The 15,351-nt window shown below is 68.6% G+C and carries 18 protein-coding genes; 7 read left to right on the forward strand and 11 right to left on the reverse strand.

Annotation, left to right across the window (positions count from 1 at the left end; all coding sequences use genetic code 11):
• Nucleotides 1-2 precede the first annotated feature (2 nt).
• From ABFX36_RS06055 to ABFX36_RS06065, 3 genes are read right to left on the reverse strand one after another with little or no spacing between them, the layout of a single operon-like run.
• On the reverse strand, nucleotides 3-785 hold the full coding sequence (locus tag ABFX36_RS06055; RefSeq protein WP_006896332.1) for an ABC transporter permease: 783 nt from the start codon (nucleotides 783-785) through the stop codon (nucleotides 3-5).
• Nucleotides 785-1,651 carry an ABC transporter permease gene (locus ABFX36_RS06060; protein ID WP_346075397.1) on the reverse strand — a complete coding sequence of 289 codons (867 nt, stop codon included), beginning with the start codon at nucleotides 1,649-1,651 and terminating at the stop codon, nucleotides 785-787. Before ABFX36_RS06060 ends, ABFX36_RS06055 begins: the two co-directional genes overlap by 1 nt.
• Nucleotides 1,648-2,649, reverse strand: coding sequence for an ABC transporter substrate-binding protein (locus ABFX36_RS06065; protein ID WP_222111099.1), 1,002 nt, complete (start codon nucleotides 2,647-2,649; stop codon nucleotides 1,648-1,650). The genes ABFX36_RS06060 and ABFX36_RS06065 overlap by 4 nt, the downstream gene beginning before the upstream one ends.
• Before the next feature lie 121 nt (nucleotides 2,650-2,770).
• Here ABFX36_RS06065 and ABFX36_RS06070 point away from each other — a divergent pair, with 121 nt between their 5' ends.
• Entirely contained in the window at nucleotides 2,771-3,673 is a 903-nt protein-coding gene (locus ABFX36_RS06070) for a LysR family transcriptional regulator (RefSeq protein WP_346075400.1), read from the forward strand.
• A 20-nt stretch (nucleotides 3,674-3,693) separates the two neighbouring features.
• Here ABFX36_RS06070 and cei read toward each other — a convergent pair whose 3' ends face one another.
• Nucleotides 3,694-4,383: an envelope integrity protein Cei gene (gene cei, locus ABFX36_RS06075; RefSeq protein WP_062366870.1), complete on the reverse strand. Its 690-nt coding sequence runs from the start codon at nucleotides 4,381-4,383 to the stop codon at nucleotides 3,694-3,696.
• Between the two features lie 278 nt (nucleotides 4,384-4,661).
• On the opposite strand from cei, the gene ABFX36_RS06080 reads away from it, so the two are divergent.
• Nucleotides 4,662-4,961 (forward strand): DUF4193 domain-containing protein, encoded by a 300-nt coding sequence (locus tag ABFX36_RS06080; RefSeq protein WP_006896337.1) that lies wholly within the window; start codon nucleotides 4,662-4,664, stop codon nucleotides 4,959-4,961.
• Between the two features lie 86 nt (nucleotides 4,962-5,047).
• On the opposite strand, the gene ABFX36_RS06085 is transcribed toward ABFX36_RS06080, so the two are convergent.
• On the reverse strand, nucleotides 5,048-5,626 hold the full coding sequence (locus ABFX36_RS06085) for a DUF3093 domain-containing protein (protein ID WP_346075402.1): 579 nt from the start codon (nucleotides 5,624-5,626) through the stop codon (nucleotides 5,048-5,050).
• Between the two features lie 42 nt (nucleotides 5,627-5,668).
• On the opposite strand from ABFX36_RS06085, the gene dut reads away from it, so the two are divergent.
• Complete coding sequence (dut, locus tag ABFX36_RS06090) at nucleotides 5,669-6,151, forward strand: dUTP diphosphatase (protein ID WP_006896339.1); 483 nt, start codon at nucleotides 5,669-5,671, stop codon at nucleotides 6,149-6,151.
• A gap of 2 nt (nucleotides 6,152-6,153) precedes the next feature.
• Nucleotides 6,154-7,044: a DUF3710 domain-containing protein gene (locus tag ABFX36_RS06095; protein ID WP_346075404.1), complete on the forward strand. Its 891-nt coding sequence runs from the start codon at nucleotides 6,154-6,156 to the stop codon at nucleotides 7,042-7,044.
• On the opposite strand, the gene ABFX36_RS06100 is transcribed toward ABFX36_RS06095, so the two are convergent.
• Nucleotides 7,018-7,731, reverse strand: a complete 714-nt coding sequence (locus ABFX36_RS06100) for a hypothetical protein (protein ID WP_006896341.1) — start codon at nucleotides 7,729-7,731, stop codon at nucleotides 7,018-7,020. The genes ABFX36_RS06095 and ABFX36_RS06100 overlap by 27 nt on opposite strands.
• Nucleotides 7,732-7,803: 72 nt before the next feature.
• Between ABFX36_RS06100 and ABFX36_RS06105 the strand changes: the two genes are divergently transcribed.
• Complete coding sequence (locus ABFX36_RS06105) at nucleotides 7,804-8,178, forward strand: OB-fold nucleic acid binding domain-containing protein (RefSeq protein WP_006896342.1); 375 nt, start codon at nucleotides 7,804-7,806, stop codon at nucleotides 8,176-8,178.
• A 66-nt stretch (nucleotides 8,179-8,244) separates the two neighbouring features.
• Here ABFX36_RS06105 and ABFX36_RS06110 read toward each other — a convergent pair whose 3' ends face one another.
• The 5 genes from ABFX36_RS06110 to ABFX36_RS06130 all read right to left on the reverse strand — a co-directional run bounded on the left by ABFX36_RS06110 (nucleotide 8,245) and on the right by ABFX36_RS06130 (nucleotide 11,830).
• Entirely contained in the window at nucleotides 8,245-8,685 is a 441-nt protein-coding gene (locus tag ABFX36_RS06110; protein WP_006896343.1) for a hypothetical protein, read from the reverse strand.
• Between the two features lie 10 nt (nucleotides 8,686-8,695).
• Entirely contained in the window at nucleotides 8,696-9,856 is a 1,161-nt protein-coding gene (locus ABFX36_RS06115; protein WP_006896344.1) for a globin domain-containing protein, read from the reverse strand.
• A gap of 10 nt (nucleotides 9,857-9,866) precedes the next feature.
• The gene (locus tag ABFX36_RS06120) at nucleotides 9,867-10,370 is read right to left on the reverse strand and encodes an RrF2 family transcriptional regulator (RefSeq protein WP_006896345.1); all 504 of its coding nucleotides are present in this window, start codon (nucleotides 10,368-10,370) and stop codon (nucleotides 9,867-9,869) included.
• A gap of 132 nt (nucleotides 10,371-10,502) precedes the next feature.
• Nucleotides 10,503-11,165, reverse strand: a complete 663-nt coding sequence (locus ABFX36_RS06125; protein ID WP_045540236.1) for a potassium channel family protein — start codon at nucleotides 11,163-11,165, stop codon at nucleotides 10,503-10,505.
• A 2-nt stretch (nucleotides 11,166-11,167) separates the two neighbouring features.
• The gene (locus ABFX36_RS06130; protein ID WP_039867369.1) at nucleotides 11,168-11,830 is read right to left on the reverse strand and encodes a potassium channel family protein; all 663 of its coding nucleotides are present in this window, start codon (nucleotides 11,828-11,830) and stop codon (nucleotides 11,168-11,170) included.
• A 78-nt stretch (nucleotides 11,831-11,908) separates the two neighbouring features.
• Between ABFX36_RS06130 and ABFX36_RS06135 the strand changes: the two genes are divergently transcribed.
• Both ABFX36_RS06135 and ABFX36_RS06140 read left to right on the forward strand, forming a co-directional pair.
• Complete coding sequence (locus ABFX36_RS06135; RefSeq protein WP_051999635.1) at nucleotides 11,909-13,963, forward strand: APC family permease; 2,055 nt, start codon at nucleotides 11,909-11,911, stop codon at nucleotides 13,961-13,963.
• Nucleotides 13,960-15,246: a class I SAM-dependent RNA methyltransferase gene (locus ABFX36_RS06140; RefSeq protein ID WP_346075410.1), complete on the forward strand. Its 1,287-nt coding sequence runs from the start codon at nucleotides 13,960-13,962 to the stop codon at nucleotides 15,244-15,246. The genes ABFX36_RS06135 and ABFX36_RS06140 overlap by 4 nt, the downstream gene beginning before the upstream one ends.
• Nucleotides 15,247-15,351: the final 105 nt, after the last annotated feature.

A 15,351-nucleotide genomic window follows, 5' to 3' on the forward strand; every position in this document is an offset into this window, starting at 1 on the left:
GATCATCCTTTTGCGTTCAGGGCCCGCATGCCGTACTGCCAGCGCAGCACGTACTTCTCGATGCGGACGAAGACGAGATTGGCGAGGTATCCGAGCAGGCCGAGCAGAACGGTGCCCGCCCAGGTCTCCGGGACCGCGAAGGTCTGCTGGGAGTTCAGGAGGTAGAAGCCGATGCCGTTGGTCGACGCCACCATCTCGGAGACGACGATCAGGATGATCGAGATCTGCAGAGTGGTGCGCAGGCCGGCGAAGATGGCGGGGCCGGCATGCGGGAGCAGAACGTACCGGATGTATTGCGGGAGCGTCAGTCGGTACGACCGCGACATGTCCTTGACGAGCGGGTCGAGGGATCGAACTCCGTCGATGGTGTTGAGCAGGGTCGGCCAGACCGCACCCACGACGATGATCGAGATGTTCATCGCCGGACCGATGCCGAAGACCAGCAGGCCGATCGGCAGCAGAACGGGAGGCGGCAGCGAGCGCAGGAACTGGATGATCGGCTCGCACGCGGCACGCAGGACCGGCGACAGCCCGATCAGCAGTCCGAAGACTATCCCCAGTGCGCCGGCGATGAGGAATCCGATGAGGAACTTCTCCACGCTGGGGACCACGTCGGTCCGCATGCCGTGGACGATCAGGTCGTCCCACATCGTGGTGAGGATGGTCTTCAGGGAGGGAAAGTACAGCGATTCACTCGTCGCCGAGGCGAACCACCAGGTCAGAACCAATGCGGCGGGCAGCCAGGCGCGAAGGAGGATCGCCCGCCAGAGACGACCGGTCTTCATCACTTCGCCTCCTCTCGGTGACTCGGGTGCCAGAACAGCAGCGGCTTCTCGGCTGCCTTGAACACGGTGTTGACCAGGAGCCCGAGCAGGCCCGCGGCGAAGATCAGGGCGTACATCTCCTTGATCGCGCCCGCCGACTGAGCGACCACGATGTCCTGGCCCAGACCTGCGGCGCCGCCGATCATCTCGGTGACGATGGAGATGATGAGTGCGATGGCGGCCGCGATCCGCAAGCCGGTCATCGCGAACGGCGTCATCGACGGAATGACGATCCGGCTCGTGGTGAGCCACCAACCGAGGTGGTAGCTGCGCGCCATGTCGAGACTGGTGGCGTTCACCTCACGGACGCCGTAGACCAGCTGGGTCAGCAGCGGCCAGATCGCGCCGAACACGATCAGGACCATCTTCATTCCCGGCGTCGGGCCCCACAGCAGCAGACCGAGCGGGATCAGGGCCACCGGCGGGATGGGTTTGAGGAACTCCACGACGAGCCAGGTCGATTCCTCGGCGAATCGCGACAGGCCGAGGAGGATGGACAGCGGCGCGGCGATGACGACGATGACCACGAGACCGAGGACCACGATCGACACCGTCGACCAGACGGACGCCCAGAAGGCTCCCGATCCGAGCAGGTCGAGGAAGGCGCCGAGCATCTGGCCTGCGGAGGGCAGTGCGGTGGCCGGCAGGACGCCGAGTGACCAGAGCACCTGCCACACGGCGAAGACGAGGGCGACGGCGCCGGCACCGTAGAGGAATCGTCCGAGACGGGACTCGGCAGATGCGTTGATCGTCCGCATCCATCGCCGGATCGGCCGGTGCATGGTCGTGGCCGAGGTGGAGTCGGTCACGGTGACGAGCTGACTCACGGCCAGATCATCTCCTTCGTATCGACGGGCTTCGAGGTGAAGCCGAGGTGGTTCATGAGGTCCGCGGTGCCCTGGAGAGCGTCGGCGCTGATCTGGTCCGTGTAGACGGGGAGACGCATCTTGGCGAAGACCTGTGGCGGCAGCTTTCCGTACTTCTCCAGCACGGCGCCCACCGCTGCGGGATCCTTCGCTGCGACGAGATCGGCGCGGTTGACCGCCCGGACGAACGCTTTCACCAGCTCCGGGTTGGTTTCGGCGAACGGGCCCGCGGTGAAGACGACAGAATAGGTGCCGCCGCCCGGGATCATGGCGGAGTAGGGGTGCGCGATCACGGTGGCGCCGGCCGCCACCGACTGGAGCTGGAACGGTTCGACCACGGATGCGGCGTCGACGGCGTGACGTCCCAGGGCGGTGATCATGTCGGGGAACGGCATCGGGATGAAGTGGACGCGCGCGGGGTCGCCGCCGTCTGCGCGGATGACCGCGGCCGCCGCGACGTGCACGATCGAGTTGAGCGCGTTGACCGCGACCGTCCGGCCCTCCAGGTCACGCGGGCGCCTCACGTCACTGCCGGGACTCACGACGAGTGCCGACGGGTCGAGATCGGGATCCGCGGTCACGGAGGCGGCATTCGCCACCAGTTCGAGTGGAAGGCCCTTCTCGACGGCGCTGACCAGCGGCGGCGTGGCGGCCGTGCCGAACTGCAGCTGACCGTTGATGACCGAGGGGGCGATGGCCGCGGCGTTCTGCATCACCTTCGTCTCCACCTTCAGACCCTCGTCCGCGAAGAATCCCCGGTCCTGTGCGATGTAGACGCCCGCGAAGTCGGCCACCGGAATGACGCCGACCGTGAGCGTGTCGCCCTTGTCCATCTTCACTTTGCTGCCCATTCCGACGCCGCAGGCCGTGACGAGTGCGAGGACGACGGCCAGTGCGAGGACTGCCGGCAGGTCTGCCGCCCGTCGCCGCCGCGAACGTCCGAACGAGTTGACGGTCATCGATCCTCCTTGGTCGGCGTGTGATGCCGATCACGAGATGCTGGGGCTGGTGACTACGATCCCCTTCAATCCGATAGATGACAAGAATAAGTTTGTCGACACCCCTATATGATTTGCGACTATGAACCTGAAACGACTGGAGTACTTCCTCGTCGTCGTGGAGGAGGGGTCGATCTCGGCGGCCGCGCAGCGGTTGCATCTGACTCAGCCGCCGCTGAGCCAGGCGATTCGAGCACTGGAAACCGAGCTGGGGGCCCGGCTGCTCGAGCGGAGACCGCGTGGCGTCGCACCCACGGAGGCCGGCCGTCAGCTCGCGCGCGACGGTGCTCAGCTGCTTCAGTGGACGGATAAGATCGCTCACCGCATCCGGGAGGTGGGCGAGGGACGCGCCGGGTCGCTGCAAGTGGCGTCGGTGCCGACGTTCGCCTGGACGCACCTGACGCCGCTGCTCCGCGCCTACCGCGGTCTGGCTCCGGACGTGTCGGTCGAACTGTCCGATCCCGACCCGGCCGGAGTCCTCGGCATGGTGGCGGAGGGTCGTGCGGACGTCGGATTCGTCGCCACCGCGGACGTCTCCCGCCTGGCCTCCGCATTCCCCGGACTCCACGTCCGATTCCTGGTGGATCTGCCCCTGGTCCTGGTGGTCTCAAGCGGTCGGCGTGTCGCCGGCCTGCGTGATCTGGAGTCGGAGACGTGGATCGTGCCCGCGGCGATTCAGGGATTCCCCGGGCTCGACGAGCTGACCGAGCAGTTCTGGCGACGGAACGACGTGACCCCCGCCCGTATCCAGCAGGTGTCGACTCTCCAGACGGCGCTGCCGCTCATCGCCGCGGACATGGCCGTGGGGCTGCTGCCGCGTGACGGATTCGAGGTGGTCGGCGGGCAGGTCGCGGCGATCGATCTGGCCCTCGACATCCCGCCGTTGCGCGCCGCGATGGTCTGGTCCGCCGAGATGCAGCCCGCACCCAGTCTCGATCTGTTGTTCCAGGTGATCGATCAGGCGGTCGCCGACGCCGCCATCTGACCGCGGCGGCGCCGTGAACGCTAGCAGGCCTGGTTGTGCACCGCTTCGATGAGTGATCGATCGATCGCCGTCTTCGGGTTCTTCGGGTCCACCGACCGCAGGGCCTCGAGTGCGGCCTGCGAATCCTGAGTCGGACGTCCCTGCGTGTAGTACTCGCCCAGTGCGAGGTCGACGTCGGTACCGGTGCGGCCGTCGTCGACCAACTGAGCGCACGGCGCGGCGAGCCACACCGCCGCCGCGCCCGCCTGACCGGCCTGACCGAATCGGATCTGAGCGACGCAATGCAGATTCTGGTCGGAGTAGACGGTGTCGTCGGCGTACGCGGGATCGCCGGGGGTGAACCCCTCGGCCACGAGATCGTCGCTCACCGAACGCGCCGAACCGCGGGGCGCGGCGGAGTTGAAGACGCGCACCTTGAACGTCGACAGACCCGCCGGCGCGACGCTGAGCATCTCGGTGGAGCTGACCGGCTTCAGATTCGGCGGGGGCGTCGCCGGTGCCCCGGAGCGGTCCGACGGCGACGCGGCCTCGGGCATGTTGCAGTCCGTGGGGCGCGCCTCGTCACCGCCGCCGGTCAGCGCGACCGACCAGGCGGTGATGGCCGCCACGGCGAGGACCGCGACGACGATGAGGGCGGGCATCAGGTGGCGGCGCCGGAACGGACGGCCCTTCACATCGGTGGTGTAGCCGGTGGCGATCTTCGAGACCAAGACGCTCAAGCACCTTCTTCCGGAATCAGGGGTCGCCGACCACTGTAGAGGGCTCCGCGACGACGGTGCGGGAAGGTGTCCGGCGCGCCCTCATAAGTCGAGTTCGGTGCCTCTGACCGGCGCATTCGACGAGTGGTTGACTTCCGGGGTAGGTGCACCTAGAATTCGGGCGCCCAACATCATCGCGCGACGATGTGGGGGCCGGGGGAACGAGGCCACAAGTGTGTTCTCCCACAGCAATCCGCATCCACACCTACAGAACCCAGGTTAGGCACACTATGGCAACCGATTACGACGCTCCGCGCCGCAGCAACGACGACGACATCGCGGAGGACTCGCTGGAGGAGCTGAAGGCTCGCCGCAATGAAGCGAAGTCCGCCGACGTCGATGTCGACGAGGGCGACACCGCCGAATCGTTCGAACTGCCGGGCGCGGACCTGTCGGGCGAGGAGTTGTCGGTGCGCGTGGTCCCGAAGCAGGACGACGAGTTCACATGCTCGAGCTGCTTCCTCGTGTACCACCGCAACCGTCTCGCCGAACAGCACGGCAACGAGATGATCTGCGTCGACTGCGCCTGATGCATCCCTGTGCCGCGAACCGACCGCGGCTCCGGTGATCCCGGACCGCGGTCGGTGAATCGCGACCCCCGTGCGCCGCGTAGGGCTCAGCCCTGCGCGGCGTCGTCCTTTCCGTGACCCTCATCTCCGTGACCCTCATCTCCGGACTCCCGGTCTGCGGGTTCCTGACCGGGGACGCGGCCCGCGTCACCCATGCCCAGGGCGGCCAGCACCCGATCGGGATGGCGGGTCGAGATGAGCCAGTAGGGCGTCGGGTCGTCGGGGTCGTCCAACACCACGAGCACCATCGTCTTGACCCAGGTGCGATGGAGTACGAACGCTGCCGGATCGAGCTGCCTGCCCATGGCCGCGCTGCGCTGCGCCGCCGAGACCGTGGCGCCGCGGGCGATCACCTCGCTGGGCAGCATGGCCTTCCCCGCGTGCAGCGAGCCGTTCGCGTCCACGCGAACGGGCGTCCGCCCCATCGAATACAGTCCCCAGCCGATGAGGGCCGCGATGACGGGATAGGCGACGACGCTCCACGGCTGCCGGTAGGCGGCGAGTTGGACCTCGTAGCCGAAGATCGCGGTGATGGCGAGGCCGGCGAGCCACCACCACCACGGGACGATGAGGCGCTCGCTGTAGCGGTCCTGCTGCGGGGCGGGTGTCGAGGCTGCTTGCGTCACGCGGACAAGCCTAATGCGGTAGCGCCCTAGTAGTCTGCGGGGGTGACCACGCCAGTGACGCCCGATACGTATCCGCCGTTGCGAATCCGCCGACTCGATCCCGACCTGCCGCTTCCCGTGCGCGCCCATCCGGGCGATGCGGGCATCGATCTGTACGCCGCCACCGACCTCGTGCTGGCGCCGGGACGTCGTCAGCTCGTCGGGACCGGTATCGCGATCGGGCTGCCGTACGGCACCGTCGGACTGATCCATCCGCGCTCCGGTCTGGCCGCGCGCGCGGGACTGTCGATCGTCAACGCGCCGGGAACGATCGACGCGGGCTACCGCGGCGAGATCAAGGTGTGCCTGATCAACCTGGATCCGGAGGCTCCGATCACCATCACGCGCGGCGACCGGATCGCCCAGCTGATCGTGCAGCGTGTCGAGTTGCCAGACGTGGTCGAAGTCGATGAACTCGACGACACCGAGCGCGGCGCCGGAGGCTACGGCTCCAGTGGCGGCCACGCGATTCTGACGGAGGGATGACGATGGCACAGCGTGCGACCGGCGCCGCGGGCGACAAGTACTCGATCGGCGACACCGCGGGACCCTACGACATCGCGGATCTGGCGACGCCCCTCGCCGAACTCGCGAACTCCCATCTGGATCTGGGCTCCCTGCTGATGCCGGTGGTGGAGGGCGGGCAGGTGACCGTCGAGATGTCCGCGACGCATGAGCCCGAGGCCGTCTACCTCGTGACGCCGGTCGGCCGCATCGGACTGCACGCCTTCGCCGCCCCGCGCAGCGGGGGACTGTGGCGCGAAGTGGTGCGCGAACTGGCCGAGTCGCTCCGCAGCGACGGAGCGCAGACCTCGATCGAGGACGGTCACTGGGGCCGCGAAGTGGTGGCCCGGGTGCCCGGCGGCAGTCACCGGTTCATCGGTGTCGACGGTCCTCGCTGGATGGTGCGCTGCGTCGCGAGCGGCCCCGAGGAGTCCGAGGTGCAGCTGGCCCAGCTCGCCCGCGCCGTCCTCGCCGAGACGGTGGTGCGTCGAGGCAGTGAACCGTGCCCGCCGCGGGAGTTGCTGCCGATCGTGTTGCCGCCGGTCCTCGCCGAACAGGTCGCGGCCGCCCAGCAGCAACTGGCCGAGCAGGCGGCCGAGCAGGCCGGGATGGACGCCGAGACCGGAGCCTTCCCCTCGCAGCCGCTGCCCGCACAGCCGTCCGGTGACGACTCCGGAGTGCCGGAGGTGATTCCCGGCGGCGCCGTGGAGCAGAGCGCCTCGGCCACCGTCTACTCCGATCAACCGGACGCGGATGCGCCGTCGGCGACAGCGGAGGAGACGTCGGCTCCGCCCGCAGTGGAGCCGGAGGAGGCACCCACCGCGCCGCCGTCGCGCGGTTCGGCGATGTCACGCTTCCGCCGGCGCCGCCGCTGACGCGTCCCTCCAGGCGGCGGCACAGGCGTCGCCGAGCCGATGCGGTGCCGGCCCGAACTCGGTGAGCGGCACGGCGCGCACCGCCGCCCGCGGTGCATACGCGGCCCAGGCCCGTCCCACCTCGACGGGATGCAGCGGGTCGTCGGGGGCGGCGGCGACGCCCAGCGGCACCGTCAGCGCGGACAGTTCGCTCTCGGCGGGCGCGGCGTGCGCGGCCGCGGCACGCAACTGCTCGACCAGTCCGCGGTCGGCGAGCGAGCGCCACGACCGTGACAGCTCCGCCCCGAGCCATGCGGGGCTGGTCCGGACCATCTGCGCCACCGCGGCCGCCAGACCGTCGCGTTCGATCGCGTCGGCGGTCAGCCGCGCCGACAGCGCGGCGAGTGAGTCCGCGGCCGGGCCCGACCACGGCGGCAGGGCGGCAAGCACTCCGCGGCAGTGCTGCGCGAGCGGTGATCGCAGTGCCCATTCGACGGCGATCGCCGCACCTATCGAGATGCCGCCGACGAGTAGGTCATCGCCTTCGGCGGCGACCTGGTCCAGGCGCGTAGAATAGCTGTTGACCAGGTCAGATTCTGGTTCGAGTGACACCAGTCGAGCGCCGATCGAGGCGGCGGCGGGGCCGAAGACCCGTGCGGCGTAATCGGCGTCCGACCCGGTGCCCGGCATCACGATCAGCGTGGTCATACTTCGATCATGCACGGGTAGTATGGTGAGTTTGCAAAGTGAGTTCGATTGCGACACCCCGCGGAGGATGGGATGGCTAATTCGGGTCTGCTCAAGCGGCTCGGACGGATGCTGACCGAAGATCTCGACGAGATCGAAGAGGGTCGCATCCAGCGCGAGTGCCAGGCACATGGTGCGCAGCGCGCGGTCGACTGCGCCCGCGGCGACGAGGCGACGATGGTCGGCGAGCTCCGCGCGGTCGAGACGTGTTCGCGCAACACCAAGACCGGTGTGGTCGCGGAGTTCTTCGACGGCACCGACACGGTGATCCTCAAGTGGATGGGCCGGAACCGGATCCCGGGCATCGAACCCGGTCGACGGGTGACGATCCGCGGCCGGGTGGCGAACTCGGACGGCATGAAGGTGATCTACAACCCCTATTACGAACTGCACGCCACCGACGAGTGAGCGCATGACCGAGTGAGCATGACGACGCCGGCCTCCGTGGAGACCGGCGTCGCGTCGTGCAGTACTTCAGATGCTCAGCAGCAGCGAGGTCCCGAGCGTGATCAGCGCCGCGACCTTGATCAGATCGAATCCGACATACCAGTAGTGCGCCGTGCTGCGGTGTTCGGGAACCGACTCCGGGTGGGCCAGGACCAGATCGGTGCGCTTGGAGAGCACCGGCCTGATCGCCGCCACCTGAACGATCAGCGCCGCGGCCGCCACACCGAGTCCGATCAACGTTCCCGTCGACCAGTCGTCGCCGACGGCGACCGCGACGATCAGTGCGATCGCCCAGAGCGCCTCGACCGCGTTCAGCGCGCGGAACACGAGGCGGCCGATACCCAGGCCGAGCGGGATGGTGATCCCGGGGGCCTGGAACTTGAGCGGCGCCTCGATGAACGAGATGCCGAACACCATGCCGAGCCAGATGAAGGAGCCGGCTGTCGCCAGGGCCTGGGTCACGGTCATCGGATCACGCTCACTTCATCACGCTGAAGGACTCGTAGTGGATGCGGTCCTCGGGCACGTCCCGCTCCAGCAGGGCGTCGCGGATCGCGCCGAGGAACCCGGACGGTCCGCACAGGAGCGCGGTGGTGTCGGGTGCGATGTCGACGCCCTCGAGATCCATATAGCCGATCCGCGTCGCCTCGTCGGTCGCCAGTCCGTGCTCGTACCACTGCAGCAGTTCGGCCTGGGGGAGGCGATCGACGAGCTGTGCGAGGTCGCCTCGGTGCGGCTGCCTGCTGCGCGAGCGGTCGGCGTGCAGGACCGTGACCGGACGGGTGTCGCCGGTGGAGACCAGGTGGTTCAGCAGACCGATCACCGGGGTGCAGCCGATCCCCGCCGAGGCCAGCAGCAGCGGATCGTCTCCCTCGGGGAGGGTGAGGTCGCCGAAGGGCGTGCTCACGGTCATGAGATCGCCCTCGAAGACGTGCTCGTGCAGATGGCTGGACACCTCGCCGTCGAGCTTGACGCTGATGTGCCACGCGGGATCGGAGGTCGACCCGGTGAGGCTGTACTGCCGGATCTGCCGCGCGCCGTCGTCCATTGTCGCCTGGACCGAGATGTACTGACCGGGGACGAATGCGCCGAGCGGCTCGCCGTCGAGGCTCTCGAGCGTGAAGGCCACGGCGTCGGGGGCCACCTGCTCGCGTTCGACGACGCGCGCCGACTTCCACACATCGCCGGGTTCGACGCCGGCAGCCCGGTACAGCTCGGTCTCCCGGCCGATCAGGACGTGTGCCATCTCCCAGTACAGCTCGTCCCATGCGGCCGCGACCTCCGGGGTGACGGCCTCACCGAGGACGTCGACGATCGCGGCGAACAGGTGCTCGTGGACGATCGGGTACTGGTCGGCGACGATGCCGAGGGAGGCGTGCTTATGGGCGATCCGGTCGATGATGAAGCGCATCCGGCCGGCATCGGGCTCGAGCTGCAGTCGGGCGAAGGCCGCGACCGCACCCGCCAGCACCTGCGGCTGACCGCCGGTGGCCTGGTTGGTCCGATTGAACAGATCGCGGAGCAGTTCGGGCCGCGCGGTGAACATCCGGTCGTAGAACCGCGGCGTGATCTCCGGCAACGCGGCTTCGACGACGGGGACAGTGGCTTCGAGCACCAGTTTCGTATCCGACGAGATCATCGATTTATCCTCACTTCGCTGCGATTGAATCGGGAGCCGCCGCATCCACGGTGGTCGTGGTCGGCGGGGTATCGGTGGACCGGAGAGTCGGCAGCAGCGTCAGCAGCTGGGCTCCGGTCGGATCGGCGATCAGGTCTTCGACGCTGAGCCGATCGAGGCTGGTGTAGAACGCCTCCTGGGCGGTCGCGAGTGCGCGGCGCAGACGGCAGGCGTTGCGCAGGGGACACGGTGCGGGGCCTTCGCAGTCGACGACTTCGGCATCGCCCTCGAGATGACGGGCGAGCCAGCCGACGCCTGCTCGCCTGCCGAGCTCGGTGATGCCCAGGCCGCCGGAGCGGCCGCGGCGCGAGTGCACCACGCCGAGTTCGGCCAGTCGACTGACCACCTTGGCCACGTGCGTGTAGCTCAGCTGCAGATCGGCCGCGATCTGCTTGGAGGTGTGGCTGGCATCCGGGTCGGCGGTCAGCGCCATGACGACCCGCAGGCCGATGTCGGTGAACCGTGTCAGCTGCATGAATCGATCAGAACATAATTGGAACCCGGGACTCCAATTAATGTGTCGGACCTCTCATGACCTGCGGAAACAGGTAATTTCGGCCTTCGAGACGGGGACGAAAGTCCCTACCGCTACTACAGCGTGTAGGAGTTAAATGGGTGACTTGATCGTCCGGTGGAGCTCTTCTTCGGCTTCCTCCGGTGCGATGAACACCAACTCGTCGCCGCCCTCGAGAGAGTCGTCCGACTCGGGCACGATCACTCGCCGGCCGCGGATGATCGCCACCAGCGCGACGTCGTGCGGGAGCTGCAGGCGGCGCACCGCCTTCCCCGCGAGCGGGGTGTCGTTCGGCAGGGTCAGCTCGACGAGGTTGGCCTGGCCCTGGCGGAATGTCATCACCCGCACCAGATCGCCGACGGTCACCGCCTCTTCGACCAGCGAGGCCAGCATCCGCGGTGTGGAGACGGCGACGTCGACGCCCCAGTCCTCATTGAAGAGCCACTCATTGCGCGGATCGTTGACGCGGGCGACCACCCGGTTCACGGCGAACTCCGTCGTCGCGAGCAGGCTCACCACCAGATTCGCCTTGTCATCTCCCGTGGCCGCGATCATCACGTCGTACGTCTGCAGCTGCGCCAGCTCCAGGTCCGACAGTTCGCACGCGTCGGCGTGCACCCAGTCGGCCCCGGGTACCGCGACCGGATCGATGTGCGTGCGGTTCCGTTCGAACAGCGTCACGTCGTGATCGTTCACGAGCAGTTCGCGGGCGATGGCCCGGCCGACGGCCCCGGCTCCGGCGATGGCGACTTTCACAGTTACTCCCGGGGCATCTCGGCGCCGGCGACGGCGCGCGCGTTGTCGACATTGGAGGCGAGGGTCGCGACGTAGAGCACGTCGTCGTCCTGAATCACGGTCCGCGGATCGGGCAGCACGGTGTTGCCCATCCGCGACAGGAACGCGACCCGCGCACCGGTCAGTTCCTGGAACTTGCCTGCGTCGGTACCGACCCACGATTCGTGGAAGTCCAGAACGGCCATCACCACCGAGCCCGACGGATCGGTCCAGACCGGCGTGCTGGAGGTCTCGCCGAGGGCGGCGACGAATCGCTGGGTGGTCCACGGGACGGTCGCGACCGTCGGGATGCCGAGACGCTCGTACACCGCGGCGCGCTTCGCATCGTAGATTCGGGCGACGACGCGGTCGACGTCGAAGGTCTCCCGCGCGACCCGCGCGGCGATGATGTTGGAGTTGTCGCCCGAGGACACCGCGGCGAAGGCGTCGCAGTCCTCGATGCCTGCGTCCTTGAGGACGTCCCGGTCGAATCCGACGCCGCAGACTCTCCGGCCCCGGAAGTCCTCGCCGAGACGACGGAAGGCCGTCTCGTCCCGGTCGATGACGACGACGTCGTGGCCGAGTCCGGACATCGCCCCTGCCAGGGCGGATCCCACTCGGCCGCAACCCATGATGATTACGCGCACGGTGATCGAGGTTACTGTGCCGCGATTGAATTCGCACCCTGGTGTTGCGAGGGCGACCTCGGGCCTTAATGTTGCGGAGTGTCCACGATGTCAAAGGTGTCGGTAGCCACCAAGAGGCTGGTCCTCGGGCGTCCGTTTCGCAGTGATCGGCTCGGTCACACGCTGCTCCCGAAACGGATCGCGCTGCCGGTGTTCGCCTCTGACGCGATGTCGTCGGTGGCCTACGCCCCGCAGGAGATCTTCCTGGTCCTGTCGATCGCCGGAATCAGCGCGTACACCCTCGCTCCGTGGGTGGCGGTGGCCGTGGCGGCCGTCATGGTGGTGGTGGTCGCCAGCTACCGGCAGAACGTCCACGCTTATCCGTCCGGCGGCGGCGACTACGAGGTGGCCACCGTCAACCTGGGCTCCAACGCCGGTCTGACGGTCGCGTCCGCCCTCCTGGTGGACTATGTGTTGACCGTCGCCGTGTCGGTGACTTCGGCCGCGGAGAACATCGGTTCGGCGGTACCGCTGGTGCACGAGCACAAGGTGTGGTTCTGCGTCCTCGGCATCGCGCTGCTGGCCGCGGTGAACCTGCGCGGTATCAAGGAATCCGGTGCGGTCCTCGCGATTCCGACGTATGCGTTCATCGTCGGCGTGCTGTTGATGCTCGGGTGGGGAGCGGTGAAGATCTTCATCCTCGGCGACACCGTCGAGGCCGAGACCTCGGGATTCGGGATCGTCGCCGAACAACCGCACCTGATGGGGCTGGCGATGGCCTTCCTCGTCGCGCGGTCGTTCTCGTCCGGCTGCGCCGCGCTGACCGGCGTGGAGGCGATCAGCAACGGTGTGCCCGCGTTCCGGAAGCCGAAGTCGAGGAACGCCGCGACAACCCTGCTGCTGCTCGGCTCCTTCTCGATCGCACTGCTGCTGGGCATCGTGATGCTCGCTCAGAAGATCGGCGCGAAGTACGTCCTCGATCCGGCGAAGGATCTGAGCGGTCTGCCCGACGGCTACCAGCAGAAGTCGATCCTCGCGCAGCTCGCCGAGGCCGTCTTCCGTGGTTTCCCGCCGGGCTTCTACTTCATCGCCGTCGTCACCGCCCTGATCCTGTTGCTCGCGGCCAACACCGCGTTCAACGGTTTCCCGGTGCTCGGCTCGGTGCTCGCGCAGGACCGGTACCTCCCGCGTCAGCTGCACACCCGCGGCGACCGCCTGGCGTTCTCGAACGGCATCGTCTTCCTGGCACTGGCCGCGATCGCCTTCGTCGTCGCCTTCGGGGCCGAGGTCACGTCGCTGATCCAGCTGTACATCGTCGGCGTCTTCGTCTCCTTCACCCTCAGTCAGACCGGCATGGTCCGGCACTGGACCCGCCACCTCAAGACCGAGAGCGATCCCGATGCGCGCTCGCGGATGCGGCGCTCGCGCGTCATCAACGCGATCGGCATGGTGATGACCGGGACGGTGCTGGTGGTGGTGCTGCTGACCAAGTTCACCGCCGGCGCGTGGATGGCGATTCTGGCGATGGTGGTGCTGTTCTGCCTGATGAAGCTGATCCACCGCCACTACTCGGGGATCGTCGAGGAGCTCGAGGCCACCGACCAGTCCGACGAGGTGCTGCCGAGCCGCAGCCACGCCGTGATCCTGGTGTCCACGCTGCACCTGCCGACGCGGCGCGCGCTGCGCTACGCCCGGGCGACGCGCCCCGACACCATCGAGGCGGTGACCGTCAACGTCGACGACCGTGACACTCGCACTCTCGTCAGCGAGTGGGAGGAGAGCGACATCACGGTGCCGCTCAAGGTGCTGGCGTCGCCCTACCGCGAGATCACGCGTCCGATCATCAACTACGTGCGGCGCGTGCGACGCGAGTCGCCGCGCGACGTCATCACCGTCTTCATCCCCGAATACGTGGTCGGCCACTGGTGGGAGCAGATCCTGCACAACCAGTCCGCACTGCGCCTCAAGAGCCGCCTGCTGTTCGAGCCCGGGGTGATGGTGACCTCCGTTCCGTGGCAGCTGAACTCCTCGGAGAACCGGGCCCGGCGGGCGGAGCACAATTACCACGCACCCGGCGACGCCCGCCGGGGGTTCTCGGCCAACGAGCAACCGCGGCCCGGATCCGGTTCCCCCTCGGACGGCGGAACCCGATGAGCCGCCCCGGCGGCCCGCTCACCCTCGAGGTCACCGCGTACGCCAACGGCGGTGCCGGTATCGCGCGGTCGGACGGTCGCGTGGTCTTCGTCGACGGCGCCCTGCCCGGCGAGCGGGTACGCGCCCGGATCACCGACGACTCGCGCAGCAGCTACGCCAAGGCGGCGGTGGAGGAAGTCCTCACCCCGTCCGAGCATCGCGTGGCCCCTCGCTGTCCGGCCGCGGCGGCCGGCGCCGGCTGCTGCGACCTCGCCTTCGTCGAGCCGGCGTACGCGAGGAGGCTGGGCGCGGACGCCCTCGCGGACGTCCTCCGCCGGATCGGCCGATTCGACCTCGACGAACTGCCGCCCCCGGACGTGGAGCCGCTCGGCGGAGCGTCCACCGGCTGGCGGATCCGGACGCGGCTCGCGGTGGGCCGAGACGGGCGGGCGGGCCTGCGTGGACGCCGGTCGGCCGAGATCGTCACCGAGCCGTGCGTCGCACCCGTCGCGGGACTGCTCGAGCAGGTGGACGGCCTCGGTGCCCGGCCGGGGACGGAGATCGTGCTGATGGCGGGCACCGACGGCGTGCGGCATGCGGGTGAGCTCGCCGCGCCCCGGGAAGGCGATGTGCGAGGACGCCGTCGCGGCGACGCCGCCCGACGCCGGGCCCAGCGATCGCGCGGGGCCCGCAGTGCGCCTCGAGAGCTGCGCATGCTGGTCGGTGACGGTTCGGTGACCCACCGCGTCGGCGACCGGAGTTGGCGGATACCGGTGACCGGCTTCTGGCAGGCACATCGCAATGCTCCTGAGGTGTACTCGGCCGCCGTGGTCGATCTGCTCGCCGAGGCGGGCGTCGCGGGGACGGTCCACGCGTGGGACCTGTACGGCGGGGCGGGCGTCTTCAGTGCGGCGCTGATCGACGCTGGGCCGAGCCGCGGACTCGACGTCGCATCCGTCGACCTGGTCGACACCGATCCGAGCGCGCTCGCCGCCGCCGCCGCGGTCTTCGGCGCCGATCCGGTGACCACTCATCGGGGCGGCGTCGCCGAGACCCTCGCCGGCCTGCGGTCACCGCAGGTGGTGGTCAGCGACCCGCCGCGTGCCGGGGCCGGACTGTCGGTGGTGGACGGCGTCGCCGCCGCGGGTCCGGAGGCGGTGGTGCACGTGGGATGCGACGCGGCCTCCTTCGCGCGCGACCTGGGCCGGTACGCGGTCCACGGATACCGGGTGCGCGGCTGGCGGGCCTTCGACGCCTTCCCGCTGACCCATCACATCGAGGCGGTCGCCGTTCTCACGCGGTGAGGGGCTCGGTGACCCTGCGGCGTCCTGTGATCCCGGGCTCAGACCCCGAGTCCGTAGACTGGGTCTGATGCGACGCCGCTCGGGCGGTCGCGGCTGCGAAGGAGG

Source organism: Gordonia cholesterolivorans (assembly GCF_039531975.1).
Taxonomy (GTDB): domain Bacteria; phylum Actinomycetota; class Actinomycetes; order Mycobacteriales; family Mycobacteriaceae; genus Gordonia; species Gordonia sihwensis.

Excerpts from the sequence above, each read along its gene's own strand:
- ABFX36_RS06055 (WP_006896332.1), bottom strand. The coding sequence starts at position 785 with ATGAAGACCGGTCGTCTCTGGCGGGCGATCCTCCTTCGCGCCTGGCTG.
- ABFX36_RS06065 (WP_222111099.1), bottom strand. The coding sequence starts at position 2,649 with ATGACCGTCAACTCGTTCGGACGTTCGCGGCGGCGACGGGCGGCAGAC.
- ABFX36_RS06070 (WP_346075400.1), top strand. The coding sequence starts at position 2,771 with ATGAACCTGAAACGACTGGAGTACTTCCTCGTCGTCGTGGAGGAGGGG.
- ABFX36_RS06080 (WP_006896337.1), top strand. The coding sequence starts at position 4,662 with ATGGCAACCGATTACGACGCTCCGCGCCGCAGCAACGACGACGACATC.
- ABFX36_RS06095 (WP_346075404.1), top strand. The coding sequence starts at position 6,154 with ATGGCACAGCGTGCGACCGGCGCCGCGGGCGACAAGTACTCGATCGGC.
- ABFX36_RS06100 (WP_006896341.1), bottom strand. The coding sequence starts at position 7,731 with ATGACCACGCTGATCGTGATGCCGGGCACCGGGTCGGACGCCGATTAC.
- ABFX36_RS06105 (WP_006896342.1), top strand. The coding sequence starts at position 7,804 with ATGGCTAATTCGGGTCTGCTCAAGCGGCTCGGACGGATGCTGACCGAA.
- ABFX36_RS06110 (WP_006896343.1), bottom strand. The coding sequence starts at position 8,685 with ATGACCGTGACCCAGGCCCTGGCGACAGCCGGCTCCTTCATCTGGCTC.
- ABFX36_RS06115 (WP_006896344.1), bottom strand. The coding sequence starts at position 9,856 with ATGATCTCGTCGGATACGAAACTGGTGCTCGAAGCCACTGTCCCCGTC.
- ABFX36_RS06120 (WP_006896345.1), bottom strand. The coding sequence starts at position 10,370 with ATGCAGCTGACACGGTTCACCGACATCGGCCTGCGGGTCGTCATGGCG.
- ABFX36_RS06140 (WP_346075410.1), top strand. The coding sequence starts at position 13,960 with ATGAGCCGCCCCGGCGGCCCGCTCACCCTCGAGGTCACCGCGTACGCC.